Source organism: Methanoregula sp. (assembly GCF_049518935.1).
In the GTDB taxonomy this organism is placed as follows: Archaea; Halobacteriota; Methanomicrobia; order Methanomicrobiales; family Methanospirillaceae; genus Methanoregula.
This window is the reverse complement of the sequence record NZ_JBEKRH010000003.1, coordinates 1-18,642: the sequence shown is the minus strand read 5'-3', so window position 1 is coordinate 18,642 and position 18,642 is coordinate 1. Positions and strand designations below refer to the sequence as shown.

18 protein-coding genes and 1 pseudogene are annotated in these 18,642 nt (G+C 54.7%); 12 read left to right on the top strand and 7 right to left on the bottom strand.

Annotated features, from left to right (window positions below; all coding sequences use genetic code 11):
• Positions 1 to 40: 40 nt before the first annotated feature.
• From ABSE13_RS03325 to ABSE13_RS03300, 6 genes are all read right to left on the bottom strand, one after another.
• A complete protein-coding gene (locus tag ABSE13_RS03325) occupies positions 41 to 607 on the bottom strand; it encodes a FumA C-terminus/TtdB family hydratase beta subunit (RefSeq protein WP_424027072.1) in 567 nt (188 codons plus the stop codon).
• The gene (locus ABSE13_RS03320) at positions 604 to 1,434 is read right to left on the bottom strand and encodes a fumarate hydratase (protein ID WP_424027071.1); all 831 of its coding nucleotides are present in this window, start codon (positions 1,432 to 1,434) and stop codon (positions 604 to 606) included. The genes ABSE13_RS03325 and ABSE13_RS03320 overlap by 4 nt, the downstream gene beginning before the upstream one ends.
• A gap of 455 nt (positions 1,435 to 1,889) precedes the next feature.
• Positions 1,890 to 2,630 carry a 50S ribosomal protein L16 gene (locus ABSE13_RS03315; protein ID WP_424027070.1) on the bottom strand — a complete coding sequence of 247 codons (741 nt, stop codon included), beginning with the start codon at positions 2,628 to 2,630 and terminating at the stop codon, positions 1,890 to 1,892.
• A 121-nt stretch (positions 2,631 to 2,751) separates the two neighbouring features.
• The gene (locus tag ABSE13_RS03310) at positions 2,752 to 3,513 is read right to left on the bottom strand and encodes an ABC transporter ATP-binding protein (RefSeq protein WP_424027069.1); all 762 of its coding nucleotides are present in this window, start codon (positions 3,511 to 3,513) and stop codon (positions 2,752 to 2,754) included.
• Positions 3,510 to 4,277, bottom strand: a complete 768-nt coding sequence (locus tag ABSE13_RS03305) for an ABC transporter permease (protein WP_424027068.1) — start codon at positions 4,275 to 4,277, stop codon at positions 3,510 to 3,512. The genes ABSE13_RS03310 and ABSE13_RS03305 overlap by 4 nt, the downstream gene beginning before the upstream one ends.
• Positions 4,278 to 4,308: 31 nt before the next feature.
• Positions 4,309 to 5,565: an ABC transporter substrate-binding protein gene (locus ABSE13_RS03300; RefSeq protein ID WP_424027067.1), complete on the bottom strand. Its 1,257-nt coding sequence runs from the start codon at positions 5,563 to 5,565 to the stop codon at positions 4,309 to 4,311.
• 198 nt (positions 5,566 to 5,763) lie between these two features.
• On the opposite strand from ABSE13_RS03300, the gene ABSE13_RS03295 reads away from it, so the two are divergent.
• The 12 genes from ABSE13_RS03295 (at position 5,764) to ABSE13_RS03240 (ending at position 16,955) form a co-directional block, all read left to right on the top strand.
• Positions 5,764 to 6,297: a helix-turn-helix domain-containing protein gene (locus ABSE13_RS03295; protein ID WP_424027066.1), complete on the top strand. Its 534-nt coding sequence runs from the start codon at positions 5,764 to 5,766 to the stop codon at positions 6,295 to 6,297.
• A 47-nt stretch (positions 6,298 to 6,344) separates the two neighbouring features.
• Positions 6,345 to 7,826 carry an argininosuccinate lyase gene (argH, locus tag ABSE13_RS03290; RefSeq protein WP_424027065.1) on the top strand — a complete coding sequence of 494 codons (1,482 nt, stop codon included), beginning with the start codon at positions 6,345 to 6,347 and terminating at the stop codon, positions 7,824 to 7,826.
• Positions 7,823 to 9,061, top strand: coding sequence for a Glu-tRNA(Gln) amidotransferase subunit GatD (gene gatD / locus ABSE13_RS03285; protein ID WP_424027245.1), 1,239 nt, complete (start codon positions 7,823 to 7,825; stop codon positions 9,059 to 9,061). Before argH ends, gatD begins: the two co-directional genes overlap by 4 nt.
• A complete protein-coding gene (gene gatE / locus ABSE13_RS03280; protein ID WP_424027064.1) occupies positions 9,051 to 10,904 on the top strand; it encodes a Glu-tRNA(Gln) amidotransferase subunit GatE in 1,854 nt (617 codons plus the stop codon). Before gatD ends, gatE begins: the two co-directional genes overlap by 11 nt.
• 86 nt (positions 10,905 to 10,990) lie before the next feature.
• Positions 10,991 to 11,311, top strand: coding sequence for a DUF5350 domain-containing protein (locus ABSE13_RS03275; protein ID WP_424027063.1), 321 nt, complete (start codon positions 10,991 to 10,993; stop codon positions 11,309 to 11,311).
• Between the two features lie 131 nt (positions 11,312 to 11,442).
• On the top strand, positions 11,443 to 11,799 hold the full coding sequence (locus ABSE13_RS03270; RefSeq protein ID WP_424027062.1) for a hypothetical protein: 357 nt from the start codon (positions 11,443 to 11,445) through the stop codon (positions 11,797 to 11,799).
• Positions 11,786 to 12,313: a nitroreductase family protein gene (locus ABSE13_RS03265; RefSeq protein ID WP_424027061.1), complete on the top strand. Its 528-nt coding sequence runs from the start codon at positions 11,786 to 11,788 to the stop codon at positions 12,311 to 12,313. The genes ABSE13_RS03270 and ABSE13_RS03265 overlap by 14 nt, the downstream gene beginning before the upstream one ends.
• A gap of 11 nt (positions 12,314 to 12,324) precedes the next feature.
• A complete protein-coding gene (locus ABSE13_RS03260) occupies positions 12,325 to 12,663 on the top strand; it encodes a DUF555 domain-containing protein (RefSeq protein ID WP_424027060.1) in 339 nt (112 codons plus the stop codon).
• The gene (locus ABSE13_RS03255; RefSeq protein ID WP_424027059.1) at positions 12,660 to 13,565 is read left to right on the top strand and encodes a carbohydrate kinase family protein; all 906 of its coding nucleotides are present in this window, start codon (positions 12,660 to 12,662) and stop codon (positions 13,563 to 13,565) included. The genes ABSE13_RS03260 and ABSE13_RS03255 overlap by 4 nt, the downstream gene beginning before the upstream one ends.
• A complete protein-coding gene (locus ABSE13_RS03250) occupies positions 13,562 to 14,218 on the top strand; it encodes a diphthine--ammonia ligase (protein WP_424027058.1) in 657 nt (218 codons plus the stop codon). The genes ABSE13_RS03255 and ABSE13_RS03250 overlap by 4 nt, the downstream gene beginning before the upstream one ends.
• Positions 14,218 to 16,026 (top strand): DUF2070 family protein, encoded by a 1,809-nt coding sequence (locus tag ABSE13_RS03245; RefSeq protein ID WP_424027057.1) that lies wholly within the window; start codon positions 14,218 to 14,220, stop codon positions 16,024 to 16,026. The genes ABSE13_RS03250 and ABSE13_RS03245 overlap by 1 nt, the downstream gene beginning before the upstream one ends.
• A gap of 176 nt (positions 16,027 to 16,202) precedes the next feature.
• On the top strand, positions 16,203 to 16,955 hold the full coding sequence (locus ABSE13_RS03240; RefSeq protein WP_424027056.1) for a zinc ribbon domain-containing protein: 753 nt from the start codon (positions 16,203 to 16,205) through the stop codon (positions 16,953 to 16,955).
• A gap of 518 nt (positions 16,956 to 17,473) precedes the next feature.
• Here ABSE13_RS03240 and ABSE13_RS03235 read toward each other — a convergent pair.
• Positions 17,474 to 18,642, bottom strand: a pseudogene (locus ABSE13_RS03235) (aldo/keto reductase); the annotation flags it as partial.

The following is an 18,642-nucleotide window of genomic DNA, read 5'->3' as shown; positions in this document are numbered from 1 at the left end:
TTTCCCTTGAGGTGAAAAAACCTATTTGTTTTTCGCATGATCAGGTGCGGCCTGCCTTGCGGCAATATTCCTGGAATACCTCACCCGCATGGCGCCGCACGGATTCGAAGATGTCATCGCCGTGCGAGTCTATTCCCACGATAAGCGGGAGCCGGTCAAGCGCGATCACCCAGATCGCCTCGGCCATGCCGAGATCCTCAAAAAAGACACCTTTCAGGGTCATGTGAGAGGAGGCGAGGGCCGCACACCCGCCCGTGAAGGCGAAATACACGCCCCGGCCCCTGAGTTGTTCGCGTACTGTGGCCCCCATCCCGCCTTTCCCGATCAGTCCTCGCACACCTTTGTCAAGCAGGAACCCCGAGAGCTCGTTCATCCGCGCTGATGTGGTCGGCCCGGCGGCAAGGATGCGGTTGTTCTTCACCAAGGGACCGCAGTGGTAGATCACTGCTCCCTTTGGATCGAATGGTATTCCCTGTTCCCGCATCCGAAGGTGCGCCTCGTCCCGTGCCGTGTAGACGATGCCGGAGAGCTCCACGTGATCTCCGGCCCGGAGCTTAAAGACCTCGTCCCCTATAGGTGTCCGGAGCTGGACCGGTTCCTGCGTCACCACCGTACCTCCTGCGTTGCGTGCCGGTTCGCCCAGCACTGGACATTGACCGCCACGGGCAGGGAGGCGGTGTGGCAGCCGGCAGTCTTCACTTTCACTGCAAGAGCTGTCGTATCGCCACCCTGCCCCATCGGGCCGATGCCGAGCTTGTTAACAGAGTCGCAGATCTGCTGCTCGAACGCGGTCATCGTATCAACAGGAAGGAGCAGCGCCTCCTTTGCGAGCGATGCCGCAAGATCGAACGTCCCCCCGATCCCGACACCGAGGAAGACCGGCGGGCATGGCTTCCCCTCTGCATGCAGCATCGTCTCCACGACAAAACCCTCGATACCGTAGACCTGCGAGGGGAGGAGCATAGCGATCCGGGAACTGTTCTCCGCTCCGGCACCTTTGGGGAGGATGGTCACGGTGAATTTCTCGCCCGGCCGGACATGGATCGCCGGCATCCCGGGGCCGGTATTGTCCCCGGTATTCTGGCGGGTGAGGGGATCGACGACATTCGGACGGAGCGGTACCTCCACCGTTGCCCTCCGGCATCCGATGGCTACTGCATCATAGAGGCCCTGCGTGAGCGGGACATCGGGTGGAAGCGTAAGGTATACGACCGGGACACCGGTATCCTGGCAGAGCGGCACGCCTAACTCCGCTGCCGCTTTGACATTTCTCAGGATATTGGCAAACTCCCCGCGTGCAACCGGGTTTGTCTCGGCAGCGGCGGCCCGATCGATCGCCCGGATTACATCAGGAGGGAGCGTGATAGCGGCTTCGCGGAACGCTTGGAACGTTGCCTCGGCAAGCGCGGCATGTATCGGGTCCTTATCCTTCATTATGTACACATGAGCACCGGGGAATAATATATAGGTGTGCGCGAGGGAGAGTGGAGGATAGGGAGGTAAGAGAGAGATCGGGGTCTCCTGACAAAATATGTTGGCAGGGGGAGTACCTCCCTGCCGTTTGTTCTCATTGCCTACTTTGTTCCACCAGACCCGATGTGATCGGGAGCCCGGTCCATCACCGGTCGAAGAACTCCATTCTTCTCAAGGCTCATCACTGCGGGGTTCGACTCAGGCCAGTGCCGCCACCCCATTCACCTTGGATAACCTGGGATCCAGACATAATCAGACATGAGGGGTCTCTTCCCCCCCTAATCATAGACCGGTACCATTCCGGAAACTCTCCGGTCATATAGTGAATTCCGCGGGTTCCTGAAACCATCCAATTATTGAGACCCGGACCGTGAAAGAGAACAAGTCCGAAAAAAAAGATCTGAAAAAGAAAAAAATTACTTCTTGCCACCCTTTGCGTGGGCCGGGCCTTTCTTCTCTTCGGCTGCCTTGGCGGGTGCGGCATCCTTGCCACCCTTTGCTGCCGGTGCCGCGCCCTTTGCTGCATCCTTGCCGCCCTTTGCCGGTGCTGCTCCCTTTGCGGGCTCAGCGGCTGCTACCTCTTCCACAACAACAGGTGCTGCAACAACCTTCTCACCGACAAGCTTCGGTGCCGCGACGATCCTGCCGCTGACCTTGATCACGCTCACCTTCAGGTGCGAGGGGGTCGGAAGCTTGTGGCCGGCATGGCGGAGTGCATCCTTGATCTTCTCAAGGTACTGGGGGGTGGAGTAGACCGTCAGGATCTTCTGGCCGGGGGTTACCCGGGCCGCAGTCCCGACCGCCTTGCCGAACGCAAGGCGCATTCCTTCTGAGACACGGTCCGCACCGGCACCGGTTGCCTGCTTGTTCTCGCGCAGGACATGGTGGGGGAATACGCGTACCTTGAAGTGGAAATTGGACCTGCCGACTTCTTTCATCAACCGGCGGTTGGCGGTGATGCGGGCGGCCTCGAGGGCGCTGTGCCGGATCTGGCATGCCTCTTCGACAATCAGGTCAACTTCAGTCGGGAATTCCTGCGAGAGGTTGCCCATCTCGAACTGAACAATCTTGCTCCCGGGAACACCGCCCATGTATTCGCGCCGTGTATAGGCCTTCTTGGCAACTTCCCTGTACATCTTTGCCGGTTTTCTAACCATCGCGTCCTACTCCTGTGATATATTGTCAAAAGCGGGCAAAAATACCAGAAAATGCTCAGATATTGATGCCTGTACGCTTCACAAACTGCTTTTATAAAATGGAGATGGAGGGTATTAAACCTTACTGGACTACTCCCGATTCCTCGTTGATCATGTCAAGGAGATGGCGGCGGATCTGGACGAACTCCTCGCCCGTACGTTCACGGGGTCTTTCCCCGGGTACGGTGACGATCTCACGTACACTTCCGGGTCGGCGGGTCAGGACAACGATGCGGTCAGCAAGAAATACCGCTTCATCAACACTGTGCGTGACGAACAGAATTGTCTTCTTCGTCTTCTGCCAGATATGCAGCAGTTCGTGCTGCATCCGGTTCCGGGTCTGCGCATCAAGCGCACCGAAAGGTTCGTCCATCAGGAGTATCGATGGATCGATGGCAAGCGCCCGGGCAACAGCGACCCGCTGCCGCATGCCACCGGACAATTCATAGGGAAAGCTGTTTTCGAAGCCTTTGAGTCCAACAAGTTCGAGATACTTTTTCGCGTTCTCCTCGCGCTCTGTCTTTTTCATACCCCTGAGTTCGAGCCCGAGCGTCACGTTTTCCTGCACATTCCGCCACGGGTACAGCGAATACTCCTGGAAGATCATGGCCATCTGGGGGCTGGGTCTCGTTATTGTTGTGCCATCGATGGAGATGGTTCCCGACGTCGCAGATTCAAGGCCGGCAATGATGCGGAGGATCGTGGTCTTCCCGCACCCTGACGGGCCGAGGATGCAGATGAACTCCTGGTCCCGGATATCAAGTGAGATGCGGGAAAGCGCCTCGATCATCTCGCCTTTTTCCGTAGTGAATGTGCGGGATACGTCCCTGAGCTGGAGGGTCATCGGTCAAGCCCCCTCCAGCTGAAAAGGCGGCTCTCTACGATCTTGAAGAGCATATCTATCGCAAGCCCGATCACCCCGATGGTTATCATGCCGGCAACGATCACGTTCATTTGCCCCTGATTATACGCGTACATAATCAGGTAGCCGAGACCGGATGTAGGACCGGGGAGGATCTCTGCTGCAACCACGCACATCCACGCGATCCCGAAACCGACACGGAGCCCGGTCCAGATGGTTGGGGCCGCACCGGGAACTATGATCCTGGAAAGGACCTGCCGTTCGCTCGCTCCCAGTGTTGTTCCCACTTCGATCCAAGTCTTCTTTACACCGCGAACGCCGTCAATCGTGTTGAGGAGGATCGGGAAGACAGAGCCGATGAAGATAATGAAAACGATAGAGGCAATGCCGAGCTTAAACCAGGCAAGTGCGAGGGGGACCCACGCGAGGGGGGGGACAGGCCTGAGCATCTCGATTGTTGTGTCGAAGAAATCGTTGATCCGGGTGGATCTGCCCATGCCGATCCCGAGAGGGATGGCAACAGCAGCCGCAAGGCCAAACCCGATGGCTACCCGCTCGATACTGACGAGAGAGTTGTCAACGAGGCTTCCCGTGCCGAGCGTATACGCCGTGCTGAAAGGGTTGAGCAGCACCGGGATGACCGACTCAAGTCTCGGCAGGTAAAAAGGGTTGTTGATGATGATCGCCACGGCCTCCCATCCGATGATGAGGAGGAGGGGCAATACAAGGCCGAGGCGTCGCGTCATCGTTCTTTATGATAATGTCCCGTTATCCTGATTAAATTTTTACTTCGGTTGTTGTAAACCCGCTTTCCTGCAGGGACGAGCGGAGCATGACGTCCTGGATAGAGCCTTTGCCGGGTGCAGCGATGACGAGTGGTTTGCCGGCGTCCGATCGCTGCTTTGCCCATGCTGCAAAGCTCTGCCAGTCCTGCACAGGTGCTCCCTTTGTCACGACGAGGCCTGTTCCGAGGTTATCAATCGGGTAGGTGATCCTGATCGGTATACCCTGGTCGATTGCAGCGATTGCCGGTGGTGCACCAACATAGGACATCTGGATCCCGTTGGTTGCTGCAAGCTGCATGAGGGCCGGGCCCGCTGATGCAGATACGAGGTGCACTTCAGCAACTTTCTGGCCGTTTACGATGAAGTCTGCGACATCCGGTTTGGCCTTGGTCGGGTCCTCGGGTTTGAGCGCGATGCCGTACGTGTCGTTGAAGTACTGGTAGTTCTTGACCGCGACAAAGAGCGCCGAGTGATCCACTGCCATCAGGTAACCGACAGTGACAGGCTCTTTTACTGCGGGCGGTGTCGTTACCGTCTTTGTTGCAATAATTGCCTGTGCATTCTGGTACGGGGTGAAGTTGTAGAGCAGCGATTCCTTGTCCCCGGCTGAACCGTTCTTTAAGTAACCGTTGACAGAGCCGAGATCGATCTGTGCCTGGATGAAATCGTTCATACTGCTCTTCCATGCATCTGAAGGTTCATTGGTGAATTTGATTGTCGGAAGAGAATTGTTGACAGCAGTGACAGATGAGACACTTACGTTGCCGTAGGTGAAATTCTGCTTGCCTGCAAGCCAGTCTGCGACAATCGCCGAAGATTCCTGGGGGTGGTCGGTGATATACTGGCTCGATGCGAGGTTGAGTGCACTGAACGCATTTACGAAATCGGGATTGTTGTCATAGAAATCCTGGCGGACAACGAACACGTTCTGGGGGTGATCGCTCCACTTCCCTGCAGGAGGGAGATCCTTTGAATAGGAAGCAACCTGCCCGATCCCGCTCTCCACACCGGCCTCAACAACAGGCTGCCAGGCAATGTACCCGTCAACCTGGTTGGTAGCGAGGAGGCCGGGCATCGGACCAACACCCTGCGTGTAGAGGATTTCTACGGTTCCCGAAGATGCCAATGCTGATGCCGGACCTGTAGTTGTTGTGCTTGCCGGTGTCGCCGCAGGCTGGGTGCAACCGGCAGAGAACAATAAGAGTGCCATGACGAAGAGCGCAATTACCGTAATCTTCATAGAGTTCATGTAGGAAATGTTGCCTTGACAATAATAAATAATGTACTCTTTGGATGTTTTTACTGCCGTTCTGTCCAATTTTTACGAATAATTTTTACAATTGGATAACTATTGTAACATTAGTGTCCACAATCATCTTTTAAGATCCAATTGATTAAGGACAAAAAGGAAATAATTTTCTTTATTCGATCTGTTTGTATCTGCAATATGATGCAGGCTGACCCCATAGACCGGCTCACGCGCGTCGCTCTCATCTCGGACGAGGAATTCGTCGCTTCCTTAAATGAACTCCACGGGTATGATCACCGTATCAGATTGAGGGAAATTTCGGAGAAGAGCGGGATCGCCCAGAGTTCACTCTATAAGATTTATCACGGGGAACGGTCATCTTGTCTCCAGACAATGCATTCGATCATCAGGGCCATGCACCAGCTCTACCACGTTGTATCCGAGGACTTCATCAGATTGATCGCTGCCCGGCCTGTACTCAAACACGTAGTGGAGCGGATGGTGGAGATTGATGGTCACCGTATACGGGCCAGGGAATATCCCGTGCATACGATGAAGGATGCTATGGTTGCTGCTGACAGGGCCGGGCGGGAGGGGGCGATTGCCATTATCTGTGCACCGATTGTATCGAGTGCTATCGAACAACCGGTGCATGTTCCGGTGGCCGCGATTATCCCGCGCAATTCGGTCCGGCAGACGATAGAACCGGCCGCACGCAAGGCGTTGTTTTAATCAATTGACAGCCAATAGATAAACGATAAAACCGGATGGTGAAACGGATGCGAAACGATGTTGTAAGGCTGGGGCGCCTTTCCGGTGAGAGGTCCGGGGACATGATGCACTTCCTCTCATCGATGCGTGCAGACCGGTACATAGCCGGCGCGGATATCCTTGTTGATATCGCCCATGTGCTGATGCTCGACAGGCAGAAGATCAACGATCGTGCTACAACACGTCAGCTCCTCCCTGCATTGCTCAGGCTCCATGACAAAGGAATACCAGAAGAGGTATTCGATGACCGGTTCGAGGATGTGCATGCCGGGATCGAGTCGCTTCTGATCGAATCTCTTGGTGTTGAGGCCGGAGGCCGGATGCACATGGGGCGGTCACGGAACGATGAGGTTGTAACCTGCATCCGGATCCGGCTGCGCGAAGATCTGATTGCGCAGATGACCGCACTGCTCAAAGTCCGGGAAGTGCTCCTTACCCTCTCAGAGAACCATACGGAAAGCACAATGCCCGGGTTCACTCACCTGCAGCACGCCCAGCCGACAACCCTCGCCCACCACCTCCTTGCGTATGAACAGGCATTTTCCCGTGATTTTGACCGGTTGAAGGAGGCATATGCCCGGGTCAACCAGTCCCCGCTTGGTGCAGCCGCGTTCGCTTCCACCGGCTATCCCATAGACCGCGAATTCACCGCCACGCTTCTGGGTTTCGATGGCCTTGTCACCAATACTATGGATGCAGTGGCAACCCGGGACTTCGCCCTTGAAACCCTTGCAGACCTCACGATCATGATGGCCAACGCGAGCAGGCTCTGCGAGGAATTGATCTTCTGGAGCACCTCGTTTGTGAAGTTCGTGATCTTTGATGATGCGTTCTGCTCTACATCATCGATCATGCCCCAGAAGAAGAACCCGGATACCGCCGAGATTATGCGGGCAAAATCCGGATCGGTCTTTGGGGCATTCAGCGGGGCGTTGGTAACGGTCAAGGGTCTGCCGATGAGTTACAATCGCGATCTCCAGGAACTCACGCCCAACATCTGGCGCGGGATGGATGATGCCGGTGAGAGCCTGCGGTTGCTTGCCGACATGCTCGCCAGCGCATCGTTCGATACAAAACGGATGAGCGAGGAGGCAGGCAAGGGATTCTCAACGGCAACCGAACTTGCCGATTCCCTTGTGAGGTCCTGTGGGATTCCCTTCCGTACCGCTCACAACATTGTTGGCAGGGCAGTCCAGAAAGGGGATCTCTCCCTTGCCACGCTTGAGAAAGCAGCAGGGGAAGTCGGCGGGGGAATCTCGCTTGCAGGAAAAGGCCTGACGCAGAAGGATATCGACAGGATGCTCGAGGTCAGGTACTCTCTTGAACTCCGGAAGGCTCCCGGCGGTCCGGCACCTGAGGCAGTTATTGCTGCGCTGGGTGAGCGCAGGAAACAGCATCACCACGATGCGGAACTCACTCGCAAAAAGCAGGCAAAACTTGCAAAGGCAAAAGAGCATCTCATAGCAGAAGCGCGGAGGCTGGTAGCATAACGACACGATTTGTTTCCGGGGATCTCGTCCAGTGCAACCATGGCGGGAAGATCAGGAAAGGCGTTTACATCACCGAACGGGACGGCATGGCTGTACTCAAGATGGATTCCGGCTACAACATTGGTGTTGCCCCAAGATCCTGTTCGGTTATCGGACACCCGGAGCCAGTTCCTGGTAAGAATCTCGAAGTTAAGCAGAACAGTAAGCTCCCCAACCTGTCAATCGTCTCTACCGGAGGGACCATTGCAAGCAGGATTGATTACCGGACCGGTTCGGTCACCAGCCAGTTCAATGCAAACGATATCCTGATCGCCATTCCCGAACTGGCGGAAATTGCCAATTACCGGACCATCCCCCTCGCGACAATCCTTTCCGAGAATATGACCCCGACGATATGGCAGGATCTCGCCCGTGCCGTGTATGATGAGATCCGTGGCGGTGCACGGGGCATCATTGTGACCCACGGGACAGATACCATGGCATACAGTGCCGCCGCTCTCAGTTTCATGATCGACACCCCGGTACCAATCATATTCACGGGTTCCCAGCGTTCGGCGGACAGGCCATCGAGCGATAACGCAATGAACGCGATCTGTGCTGCTGCTGCAGCAACAAGCGAACTTGGCGAGGTCGCCGTTGTAATGCATGCAACCACCAGCGATGATATCTGTTCCATCCACCGGGGCACCCGGGTCAGGAAGATGCATACTTCCCGGCGGGACGCCTTCCGGAGCCTGGGTATTTCACCCATTGGCGAGATTGAATTCCCCTCCCGTAAGGTGACGCTGGAAGAATCCGCGGTACGACGGGATGCGCATACGCTCGCACTTCATAATAAAATCGAATCTCACTGCGCTCTTGTCCAGTTCTACCCGGGAATGTCCCCGGAGATCCTGAAGGCGTACAACGGGTACAAGGGTCTTGTTATTGCGGGAACCGGGCTGGGGCATGTCAGCACAGCACTCATTCCCGCTCTCGCGCGCCTCATAAACGCGGGAACCATGGTCGTCATGACCTCCCAATGCATGCACGGCAGGGTGTGCGACCGTGTCTACGATACCGGCCGCGATCTTCTGGCCGCAGGAGTCATTGAAGCTGGTGATACACTACCGGAAGCGGCGCTGGTCAAGCTGATGTGGGTGCTCGCAAACGAAAACAACAGGGAAAACGCCGCAGGCCTGATGCAGAGCGATCTCAAAGGGGAATGCACGAGGAGGAGCGCCTATGGATTATAAGACCCTCGGTCTCGTAGCCGGTATCGAGATCCACCAGCAACTCGATACCGCAGAGAAGCTCTTCTGCCACTGCCCCACCACACTCCGGGAGATACCGGAACACAACGGGGAGTTCTTCCGTTACCTCCGGGCAACGGTTAGCGAGATGGGAGGGATCGATCGCGCAGCACTGGAAGAGATGAAGGACCACCGGAAATTCCAGTATTATACGTACGACACAACCTGCCTTGTCGAGAATGATGAGGAACCACCAGCCCCGATAAATGATGAAGCGCTTGCAATCTGCCTGACAATTGGCAAGATGTTCGGCATGACCCCCGTCCCTCAGGTGCACATCATGCGCAAACTCGTAATCGATGGATCGAATACCAGCGGTTTCCAGCGCACGGCGCTTGTGGCATTCAACGGTGCGCTCCCGGACGGCGGCCAGATAGAAACTATTTGTCTCGAAGAGGAAGCGGCACAGCGGGTGAAAGATGAGGTCTTCTCGCTGGACCGGCTCGGGATTCCGCTCATCGAGATTACCACATCCCCGTGCTTGCACACACCGGAAGACGTACAGAAAGTCGCCGAATATATCGGCATGGTGCTCCGGTCCACCGGCACGGTGAAACGCGGTCTTGGTACTATCCGGCAGGATGTAAACATCTCAATTGCCAACGGCGCACGGGTCGAGATCAAAGGTGTTCAGGAGCTCGACCTCATCGCCGAAGTGGTCAGGCGCGAGGTGCAGCGGCAGCAGAACCTTCTTGCGATACGCGATGAGCTCCGTTCGAGAGGAGCTTCCGTTTCTCATGGGGGAGAAGACGTTACAGATCTCTTCAGGAATACCAAATCCGCAGTGCTTAAAAAAGCAAAGAAGATCCGTGCGCTTTCCCTGAAAGGTTTTGCCGGTCTCATAGGCCGGGAAATACAACCAGAGCGACGCCTCGGAAGTGAAATGTCAGATTATGCAAAAAAATGCGGCGTAGGTGGCATCTTCCATACGGACGAACTTCCGGCGTACGGGGTTACCGAGGAAGAAGTTGCCGATCTGCGTTCACATATCAGTGCAGAGGAACATGACTGTGTAATCCTCGTCTCTGGTGCAAATGAAAAACAAGCTATGTGTGCGATTGCACAGGTTATCCTACGTGCCAAAATAGCAATTTCCGATAAACCGGTGCCTGAAGAAACGCGCAAGATGCTCGAGACCGGGAGCACGGCCTATATGCGCCCGCTGCCGGGGGCTGAGCGCATGTACCCGGAGACCGACGTGCTGCCGGTACTCATCGACGATGCCCGGTGGGCCTCGGTCACCGTACCCGAACTGCTGACAGCAAAGGCAGAACGGTTTGTCCAGGCATTCGCCATTGAGAGAAATTACGCCCTCCAGCTGGCGGCATCGGAGAAACTCCCCCTCTTTGACCGCGCGGTACAGGAAGGCATCAAACCGAAACTCGCTGCATTTACCCTCCTGTCCACAATTACAGAACTCAGGCGGGATGGCGTCGATACAAGAAAGATCACAGATGCTGCCTATCTTGGAACATTGCATGCAGTGGACAAGGGGCAGGCCGCAAAGGAGGCAATCCCGGAAATCTTCCGGAGCATTGCAGCGGGGAACAGCTTTGAGGAAGCCCTCCGTAAAATAGCACCGTCCGTGTCCCGGGAAGAGCTGGAAACAATTGTCCGGAAGATCATCGCTGAACGCTCTGATTTCATCGCACAGAAAGGAAAAGCCGCACTCGGCCCACTCATGGGGGTTGTCATGGCAGAAGTCCGTGGATCTGTTGATGGGAAGATCGTAAGTGAGATCCTGAAAAAAGAGATCGATGCCGCGACCTCGTCCAAGGTTACCTGACTTAAAAGATACACAACGGCATATCCTCGGCCAGCCTGCGCGAACATTTATGAGTGGGGCAGCAGAATTACATAAGGAGTTTAATTATGGGAAAGACAGGAACAACCATCTGGGCACAGGTAAAAGGCGTTAAAGGACAGATACGGCTCGTCCCGAAAAAGGAAGGCGAGGCAAAAACCCCGGGTCCCAACCAGCGCTTCAAGGCTGGTGCCAATGTTAAGCAGATCGACCAGGCCGCAGAAGCCGCAGGTGGGCGCGGAGGCGCACGGCGCGGGGGTAGGCGCGGGGGCGGGGACCGATCAGGCGGCTCCGGTATGAACGAGTCAACAGCAAACCCCATGATTCGCCGCCACATGAAGAGACCAAAGGTCTCTGCACTCGGTGCCAAGGCAAAGTCTTCCCGGTAAATACCGATATATTTTGAGGCCCGCAAAGGGGTGAGAGGTGATCGCACCTCTTTTTTATTATAACAGGATCACATTGTGAGACCCATTCCGTCAAGGATAACTATCTTTTATCCCTAACAACTATGGTGACTATGGATCTTCCAACAGCAGTAAAAAGTTACCAGTTCGGGGAGCGGGCAAAGTCCGAACTGATTATGACGTCCCAGCTCTGTCTTGCCCTTACCGGGTTTCCAGACGGAGAGAAGGGCGGGGGGCGCCGCATGCTCATCATGGTGATGGAATCCGTCCGGAGCGAACTCCAGTTTGCGGCAAACAGTACCGGCCAGCACGAGTTCCAGAAGGCAATACAGGCAGTGAATGACGCCATCTCCCTCATGGAAAGCAACCAACCGGAACAGGCATCCCTGAAAGTGGCAGCTGCAATCAGTGCATCGACAACCCCGGCGCAGGAAGCATGGCAGGTCCTCTCGGAACATGGACTCCTTTGATATCCTTGGGTTCCTGACAAGGCGCTCCTCGGTCCGTAACTACGACAACGAGCAGGTTTCCGAAGAGGACATCGATTATATCCTGAAATGTGCTGGTACTGCACCAAGTGCCGGCAATCTCGAAGCCTGGGATGTCATCGTTGTCAGGGAAGAAGATACACGGTTTGCGCTTGCTGAAGCAGCATTTGGGCAGGTGCATCTCGAGCAGGCGCCGGTTATATTCGCGGTCTGTTCCAATTACATCAGATCTATGTCCCGATACGGGGAACGGGGGATCCTTTACGCGCTCGAAGACGCAAGCATAGCTTGTACCTACATGATGCTTGCGGCCCATGCGAAAAACCTCCACTCCTGCTGGACAGGCGCATTTGATGATGAACTCGTGCGCGAGATCCTCGATCTCCCCCAGCATATCCGTCCGGTTGCCCTGCTCGCAGTGGGAAAGGGCCATCCATCCGGCCAACTTACGGAGCGTATGGCGATTGGAGAACATGTGCACAAAGAAACCTGGTAAACGGAGAGAACATGCCTGATTATATCGTAACCCTCGAATCTGCCTGGCTGGTCCGGGACGTAAAATCGCTTGACGACGCAATCGGAATTGCCATCAGCGAGGCAGGAAAGCGGCTGAACCCTGCTGCAAAATTTGTAGAAGTCGAAGCAGGATTTCTGACCTGCCCGTACTGTGAGGAGACCCTTTCAAGTGCGATCGTTGTAGCAGATACAGGACTGGTCGGACTGGTCCTCGAGATGAAAGTGTTCCGTGCCGATTCGAGCGAACATGCCGGGCGGATTGCCAAATCCGTGATCGGTAAGGCTCTGCGCGATGTACCGCTCAAGATTGTGGATGTGCAGGAACAATGATCCATATTGTAGGACATACAGCCATTGATCATATCTCTAAGGTACCTCACCTTCCTGAGAAGAACTGCTCCACGCACATCTCAGATCGCCGGATCTATTATGGCGGGGGGGCATCCAATATCGCGGCTGGCATCGCCACCCTGGGGGAGCAGGTTACGCTCCACTCCTGCGTAGGTGGCGATTTTGCCGGGAGTGATTACGATCAGTGGATGACCCGGCTCGGAATACAGCAGCAGTTTTTTGTTGTTCCGGGAGCCCATACGCCTACTGCATTCATGTTCACCGATGACAATGGCGACCAGATGACCTTCTTCGAGTGGGGTGCATCAAAGGCATTTGCAACATCTGAGGCTCCATCTCTCCCTTTGGTGCACATGGCAACTGCTGACCCGGACTTCAATTGCAGGGTAGCGGAGCGGAGCGAATTCGTTTCCTTTGATCCGGGTCAGGATGTGTTCTGGTATACAAAGGAGCAGCTCGAGTTAATTATCGTAAACACTGATATTCTGTTCGCCAACCAGCATGAAGTGAAGCAGATGTGCATAACCATGGGCATCACGCGTGAAGTACTGATCCGTCAGGTAGATATGGCAATCTTTACGATGAGCAGTGACGGAAGTACGCTATATAACAAAGGGAGGGAAGAGTTCGTGCCGGTTGTTCCGGTAACACTTGCCGATCCCACGGGTGCCGGGGATGCATACCGTGCCGGTTTCCTCTCCGCGTACGTGCGTGGGTATCCCCCGCTCACGTGCTGCAGGATCGGTACGGTGACTGCTTCATTCGTTGTGGAACACATTGGATGCCAGACGCATCTTCCGGACTGGGAGACTATGTTAACGCGGTACAGGCAGCATTTTGGAACACTCGATCCTCATCGGAAAGGAAGTGTCAACACATGACCTGGGCAGCACTCACATCAGGAGGGAAAGACTCGATCCTGTCCTGCCAGAAAGCGCTCGACAGCGGGAAAACGGTGGAATATCTGGTTACGGCACGGCCAAAAAACCGGGACTCATATATGTTCCATTCTGCCAACCTTGACGTAGTGCCGGTCATCGCAGACGTTGCCGGAATGGAGTACGTTGAGATCCTGACTGAGGGAAACAAGGAGGAGGAACTTGCCGATCTGGAATCCGGTCTTGGGGCGCTCGATGTCGAAGGTGTAATTGCAGGGGCGGTAGCTTCGCAATATCAGGCAGATCGTGTGAAGGCAATCACCGATCGTCTCGGTATGGAACTCTTCACCCCCCTCTGGCACATGGACACGGAACTTCTCCTGAAGGAAGTGGCACAACGTATGGATGCTCGTATTATCGTTACCGCAGCGGAGGGTCTCGATGCGAGTTTCCTGGGTGCCCGCATCGATAATGAGTTAATCCAGCGGCTGAAGCGGGTTGCGACAACCAGAAGGATCAATCTTGCCGGTGAGGGTGGGGAGTACGAGAGCATTACCCTGAATGCACCGTTTTACTCACGCCCGATCACCTATTCATCTTCCGAGATCCACTCGAAATCCGACCGTCATGAACTGGTTCTCGGAGGGTTCGCATAATGGCACAGGGTAGTGATGTCAAACTGGGTCAGCTGACCCGGTATATCTTCACTGCTCCCAACTGGAAACGATCGCTTATTCTCATCGTACTTCTTGGCCTGATCATTGACGGGGCGAATGCCCGGGCATGGCTGAACCTGCCATTTTCCGGCAGCGTCGGACTCATTCTTCCAGCAGTAGTCAGCAATTACCTGTCATTACCCGAGAAATTCCTTTTCTCGGGCACCATCGCATTCACAATTCCGGCAATTGCAGCGCTGGTTCTCACCAAACCGATCATCGAGTACACCGGAAAAACGATGACATGGAACCGGTCCGCACTGCTGGCCCTTGCCTGCACGGTCTTTGGTGTCATCATCACCCTCGCACCGCTGACCGTTTCCCTCAAACTGATTCCTTTGTTCTATGCGATCTCGCTGGGATTTATGTTCGGGCTCCGCCTGTTCGTTCTTGTCGCAATCGCTGATTATCGCGTCCCTCGCATGATTGTTCCCGCGCTCACCCAGAGCGGGTTTGGTATCCTCGCAGGTATGCTTCTCTTCTCCCCGTCATTTGCAATCTTTGCCCTGGTACTCCACATCGTCTTCGGGCTGGGTTTTGCAATCCTTATCTGGATGATCGAACGTCCGCTCCAGAGGGCCTTTAAAATCCGGGGACTGGCATTCATCAATGCATTCATCGCCCACATGACAGACGGGTCAAAAGGGATGGAGGACTTCTTCCGGTCGATCGGCGAGGAGATCTTCGTGCCGCAGGTCAGTTTCTTTTTCCGCAGGAAAGATAAAATGCCGGTGATCTTTACGGTCCCGAACCTGCACCCCGGGCCCATGGGTGAGATTGGCGGAGGGAACCTCCCCAAGATCCTCCACGACAACTTCGATGATGAAACACTGGTAGCTCACGGATGCGCCACGCATGACTTCAATCTTGTCTCAGAATCAGAGAGCGAGAAAGTAATAGATGCAATCAACAAATCACGACAGGATCTCACGTATTCTGAGGGTGCCAGCAAATCAGCCCGTATTATGGTGGGAACCGTCAAGGTGCTCTGCCAGCGGTTCGGGGATTCGGTTCTTCTTGTTACAACACGGTCACCCCATAAGACCGAGGACCTGGATTTCGCGATCGGTTCCACAATCATGGCAGAGGGGCACCGGTTCTTCCCACATGTTGCCATGGTCGATGCCCACAACTGCATGACCGACCTGTCTTCACCGGTCCTTCTTGCTACGTTGACCGCAAAGGAATACCAGCAGGCATCTGCCGATTCAATAGATGAATGCTGCAGTATGCCCCTGAACCCGTTCCGGACCGGTGTATCTCACCTGACCCTTCCGTTCAGCCGGGAACAGGGGTTCGGTGACCTGGGAATACAGGTTCTGGTAGTGGATGTGGCCGGACAGCGGACCGCGTATGTCCTGATCGATGGCAACAATATGGCGGAGGGAGTAAGGGATACATTGCTGGCCGGCATTCTCACGCTGGTAGACCACGCGGAAGTGATGACAACCGATTCTCATGTTGTGAATACCATAACCGGAAAAAATCCTGTCGGCATGAAGGTTCCGGTATCCGAATTCCTTCCTTTTGTAATGAAAGCGGTCAGAGAGGCTGCAGATGATGTTGCTCCGACAGAATCTGCGGCAAGTACAGCTCAGTGCGATCATATAGTCGTCTTTGGTTCCAACCGGATCTCCCAGCTGGCAAGTACCGTGAACGCGATGCTCGTATTTGTTGCCCCACTCTCCCTTGCAATGCTTCTCCTCGCGTTCCTCCTATCGCTCATCGCGTATGGGGTAATGGTCTAGAGACTGATTTTCTGCCGGGATAGGTATGGTTAACCATTTTTTAGCAGGGTCGCAGGACCACAACCTATATTCACCATCAGAAGTTTATTCTCAATTAACAGAGGAGGACACTTCACCAGGACATGCATAAACTTCCCGGCATTTCGTAGAGCGGTTGAACTAACAAGAGGGAAAAGGTGATCAGATTTCATCCAGCCACACTCCTGACAACCCGTTGGATCGGTGTCGACCTGAACACGACCGGCCACGTGGCCGTTGCAGCCGACCCGGACAGCGGAAAAGTAATGAAACTGGGGAAAAACATCCACTATGTTCACAGCCATTCACTAAAAAACTGTACCAAATTATTCAGGGAAGGCAAACTCTGGAAACTTAAAAAATTCAAGTCCCGCGAACGAAAGAAATTCAAATCCGCACTTCATACTATCTGTCGTCAGATAGTGTTTTTCGCTGAAACACTTGGTTCCGGGATCAAATTCGAACGACTCTTTTCTACACGTTATTCGCATCCGAAGGATCGTTCAGATCCATTTGTCTTCTCCTTTGAGAACGGCTCGTTCTTTTCGCTGCAGAAATCTGTGGAGAAGCAGGCACATGAACGGGGGATTCCGGTTATGTATGTCAACCCTGCATATACATCGAAGCGGTGCAGCCGGTGCGGGGGATTTGGCCGCAGAATGCGCAAGCGGTTCGAATGCCCTCATTGCGGTTTTGTGGCACATGCAGATGTGAATGCAGCATTCAATATCGCTACTGCATCCTTGCAGCATACAGTACCGGATAGTATCTCCGAAATGGAAACTGAAACAATCCGGATATCCAAGAAGCAGATGCGAAAACTGATGAGAGCCCGGCCCGGCCCGGATCTGATCACATCAGATCCTACAACAAACCAGATGGGCGATAATCTGCTTGCAGTACTGGAATAATTTCCCACTTTATTGATGGGGATGAATTTAAAAAAATTATGAAACGATTATGGATGCACTCACATCGAAGGGATTCTGGCGTATGGCAGCTGCCGCAATCATAAGAGAAGATACCCCCGACCAGATTCCTGACAAATAGTTAGAATCTTATTCAATCCGGGACCGTGACGCGCTCTTTTACAGTCTTCCGGACCGCCCCGCCCCTACCCCTCCCCACCACGCCGAGGGGAGGGAGAGCGCATTGTTGAGCCGGTCCGCGGAGCAGGTGCGAGTGCGCCGAAGGTGCACGAAGCGTGCGGAGCGGGGCGGCGATCCTCCCTCAGCTGATCAATAGACATGAAGATCGGTCGGTCATGTTCGTCTCCACGGGCTCGCCCCCGTTCCGCTTACATCACCTCCCTTGTTTTCTGGAGTTTTCTGTTGATAGGATGACGCCCTTGGCTTGTCGCGCTGCTCCGGCGCCAGCGGCTGCCCCGGCCCACTCCTCACATACCGCTTCGCGGAATGCTCGTCGCTGTTTATGTCTGCTTGAACATCTGCTTTGCCATGGCAACTCTCTGCTCAAGATCCGGTCCTTCGAGTTCTTCCACCACGGATTCGAGAACCGTCGGTATGTCAATGTGCTGGGGGCATTTTTCAGCACACTGCCCGCACTGTACGCACAGGGATGCAAACGAGGGCGTTCCGAGGGCGACAGCGCCACCCAGACGTGCAGCATACATGAATTTCTCCCCGTCGGGATTGTCAGCCAGTGTCAGATTGTTGTAATGTTCGAAACACAACGGAAACACAACGGGATGTTTACCCCGGAAGGGCACGGCATACAGTACTGGCAACCGGTACAGGCCACTTTCATCAGCTCGCGGTACTTCTTCTCCACTTTTTTTACCAGCTGCAGTTCCGCTTTCGTCAGCGAATGAGGATATGCCTGGCCTGCCACCTTGAGATTCTCCCGGATATGCGCCTCGTCATTCATCCCGGAGAGGACAACTGTCACCTCGGGATGGTTCCATATCCAGCGGAAGGCCCATTCTGCCGGGGTCCTTTTGGTTGGTGCCTCGTTCCAGATCTCTCTCACTGCAGGAGGCACGGTACGGGTGAGGTTCCCTCCCCGGAGGGGTTCCATGATGATAACGCCAAGTCCTTTGGAAGCAGCGTATTCAAGACCCGCTGTACCCGCCTGGTTCTTCTCGTCCAGGAAGTTGTACTGGATCTGACAGAAATCCCAGTCGTAGGCATCAACGATCCGGCTGAAATCCTCTCCTGCTCCATGGAAGGAGAAACCTGCATTTTTAATGCGGCCGTCAGCCTTGGCTTTGTCAAGGAAATCAGCAACGCCGAGCTTCTCGACCGAGTCCCAAAGTTCACCAACGAGGGCATGGATGAGATAAAAGTCGATATGATCAGTCTGGAGTTTCTCGAGCTGGGCGTTCAGGAATTGATCCATATCCTCCCGTTTTTCGATGAGCCAGGAGGGGAGTTTTGTTGCGAGTTTTACTTTCTCGCGGTATCCGCCGGCAAGGGCACGACCAACGAAAGGCTCGCTCTGTCCCATATGATAGGGCCAGGCAGTATCAACATAATTTACTCCGTGATCGATGGCGTACCGCAGCTGCTTTGTTGCCCTCTCTTCATCGATTGAGCCATCCGGTTTTAAGGCAAGACGCATGCAGCCGAACCCGAGGAT

What these genes read in the sequence shown, in the direction of transcription:
- ABSE13_RS03320 (WP_424027071.1), bottom strand. Translation starts at nt 1,434, where the DNA reads ATGAAGGATAAGGACCCGATACATGCCGCGCTTGCCGAGGCAACGTTC.
- ABSE13_RS03315 (WP_424027070.1), bottom strand. Translation starts at nt 2,630, where the DNA reads ATGGTTAGAAAACCGGCAAAGATGTACAGGGAAGTTGCCAAGAAGGCC.
- ABSE13_RS03310 (WP_424027069.1), bottom strand. Translation starts at nt 3,513, where the DNA reads ATGACCCTCCAGCTCAGGGACGTATCCCGCACATTCACTACGGAAAAA.
- ABSE13_RS03305 (WP_424027068.1), bottom strand. Translation starts at nt 4,277, where the DNA reads ATGACGCGACGCCTCGGCCTTGTATTGCCCCTCCTCCTCATCATCGGA.
- ABSE13_RS03300 (WP_424027067.1), bottom strand. Translation starts at nt 5,565, where the DNA reads ATGAACTCTATGAAGATTACGGTAATTGCGCTCTTCGTCATGGCACTC.
- ABSE13_RS03295 (WP_424027066.1), top strand. Translation starts at nt 5,764, where the DNA reads ATGATGCAGGCTGACCCCATAGACCGGCTCACGCGCGTCGCTCTCATC.
- argH (WP_424027065.1), top strand. Translation starts at nt 6,345, where the DNA reads ATGCGAAACGATGTTGTAAGGCTGGGGCGCCTTTCCGGTGAGAGGTCC.
- gatE (WP_424027064.1), top strand. Translation starts at nt 9,051, where the DNA reads ATGGATTATAAGACCCTCGGTCTCGTAGCCGGTATCGAGATCCACCAG.
- ABSE13_RS03275 (WP_424027063.1), top strand. Translation starts at nt 10,991, where the DNA reads ATGGGAAAGACAGGAACAACCATCTGGGCACAGGTAAAAGGCGTTAAA.
- ABSE13_RS03270 (WP_424027062.1), top strand. Translation starts at nt 11,443, where the DNA reads ATGGATCTTCCAACAGCAGTAAAAAGTTACCAGTTCGGGGAGCGGGCA.
- ABSE13_RS03265 (WP_424027061.1), top strand. Translation starts at nt 11,786, where the DNA reads ATGGACTCCTTTGATATCCTTGGGTTCCTGACAAGGCGCTCCTCGGTC.
- ABSE13_RS03260 (WP_424027060.1), top strand. Translation starts at nt 12,325, where the DNA reads ATGCCTGATTATATCGTAACCCTCGAATCTGCCTGGCTGGTCCGGGAC.
- ABSE13_RS03255 (WP_424027059.1), top strand. Translation starts at nt 12,660, where the DNA reads ATGATCCATATTGTAGGACATACAGCCATTGATCATATCTCTAAGGTA.
- ABSE13_RS03250 (WP_424027058.1), top strand. Translation starts at nt 13,562, where the DNA reads ATGACCTGGGCAGCACTCACATCAGGAGGGAAAGACTCGATCCTGTCC.
- ABSE13_RS03245 (WP_424027057.1), top strand. Translation starts at nt 14,218, where the DNA reads ATGGCACAGGGTAGTGATGTCAAACTGGGTCAGCTGACCCGGTATATC.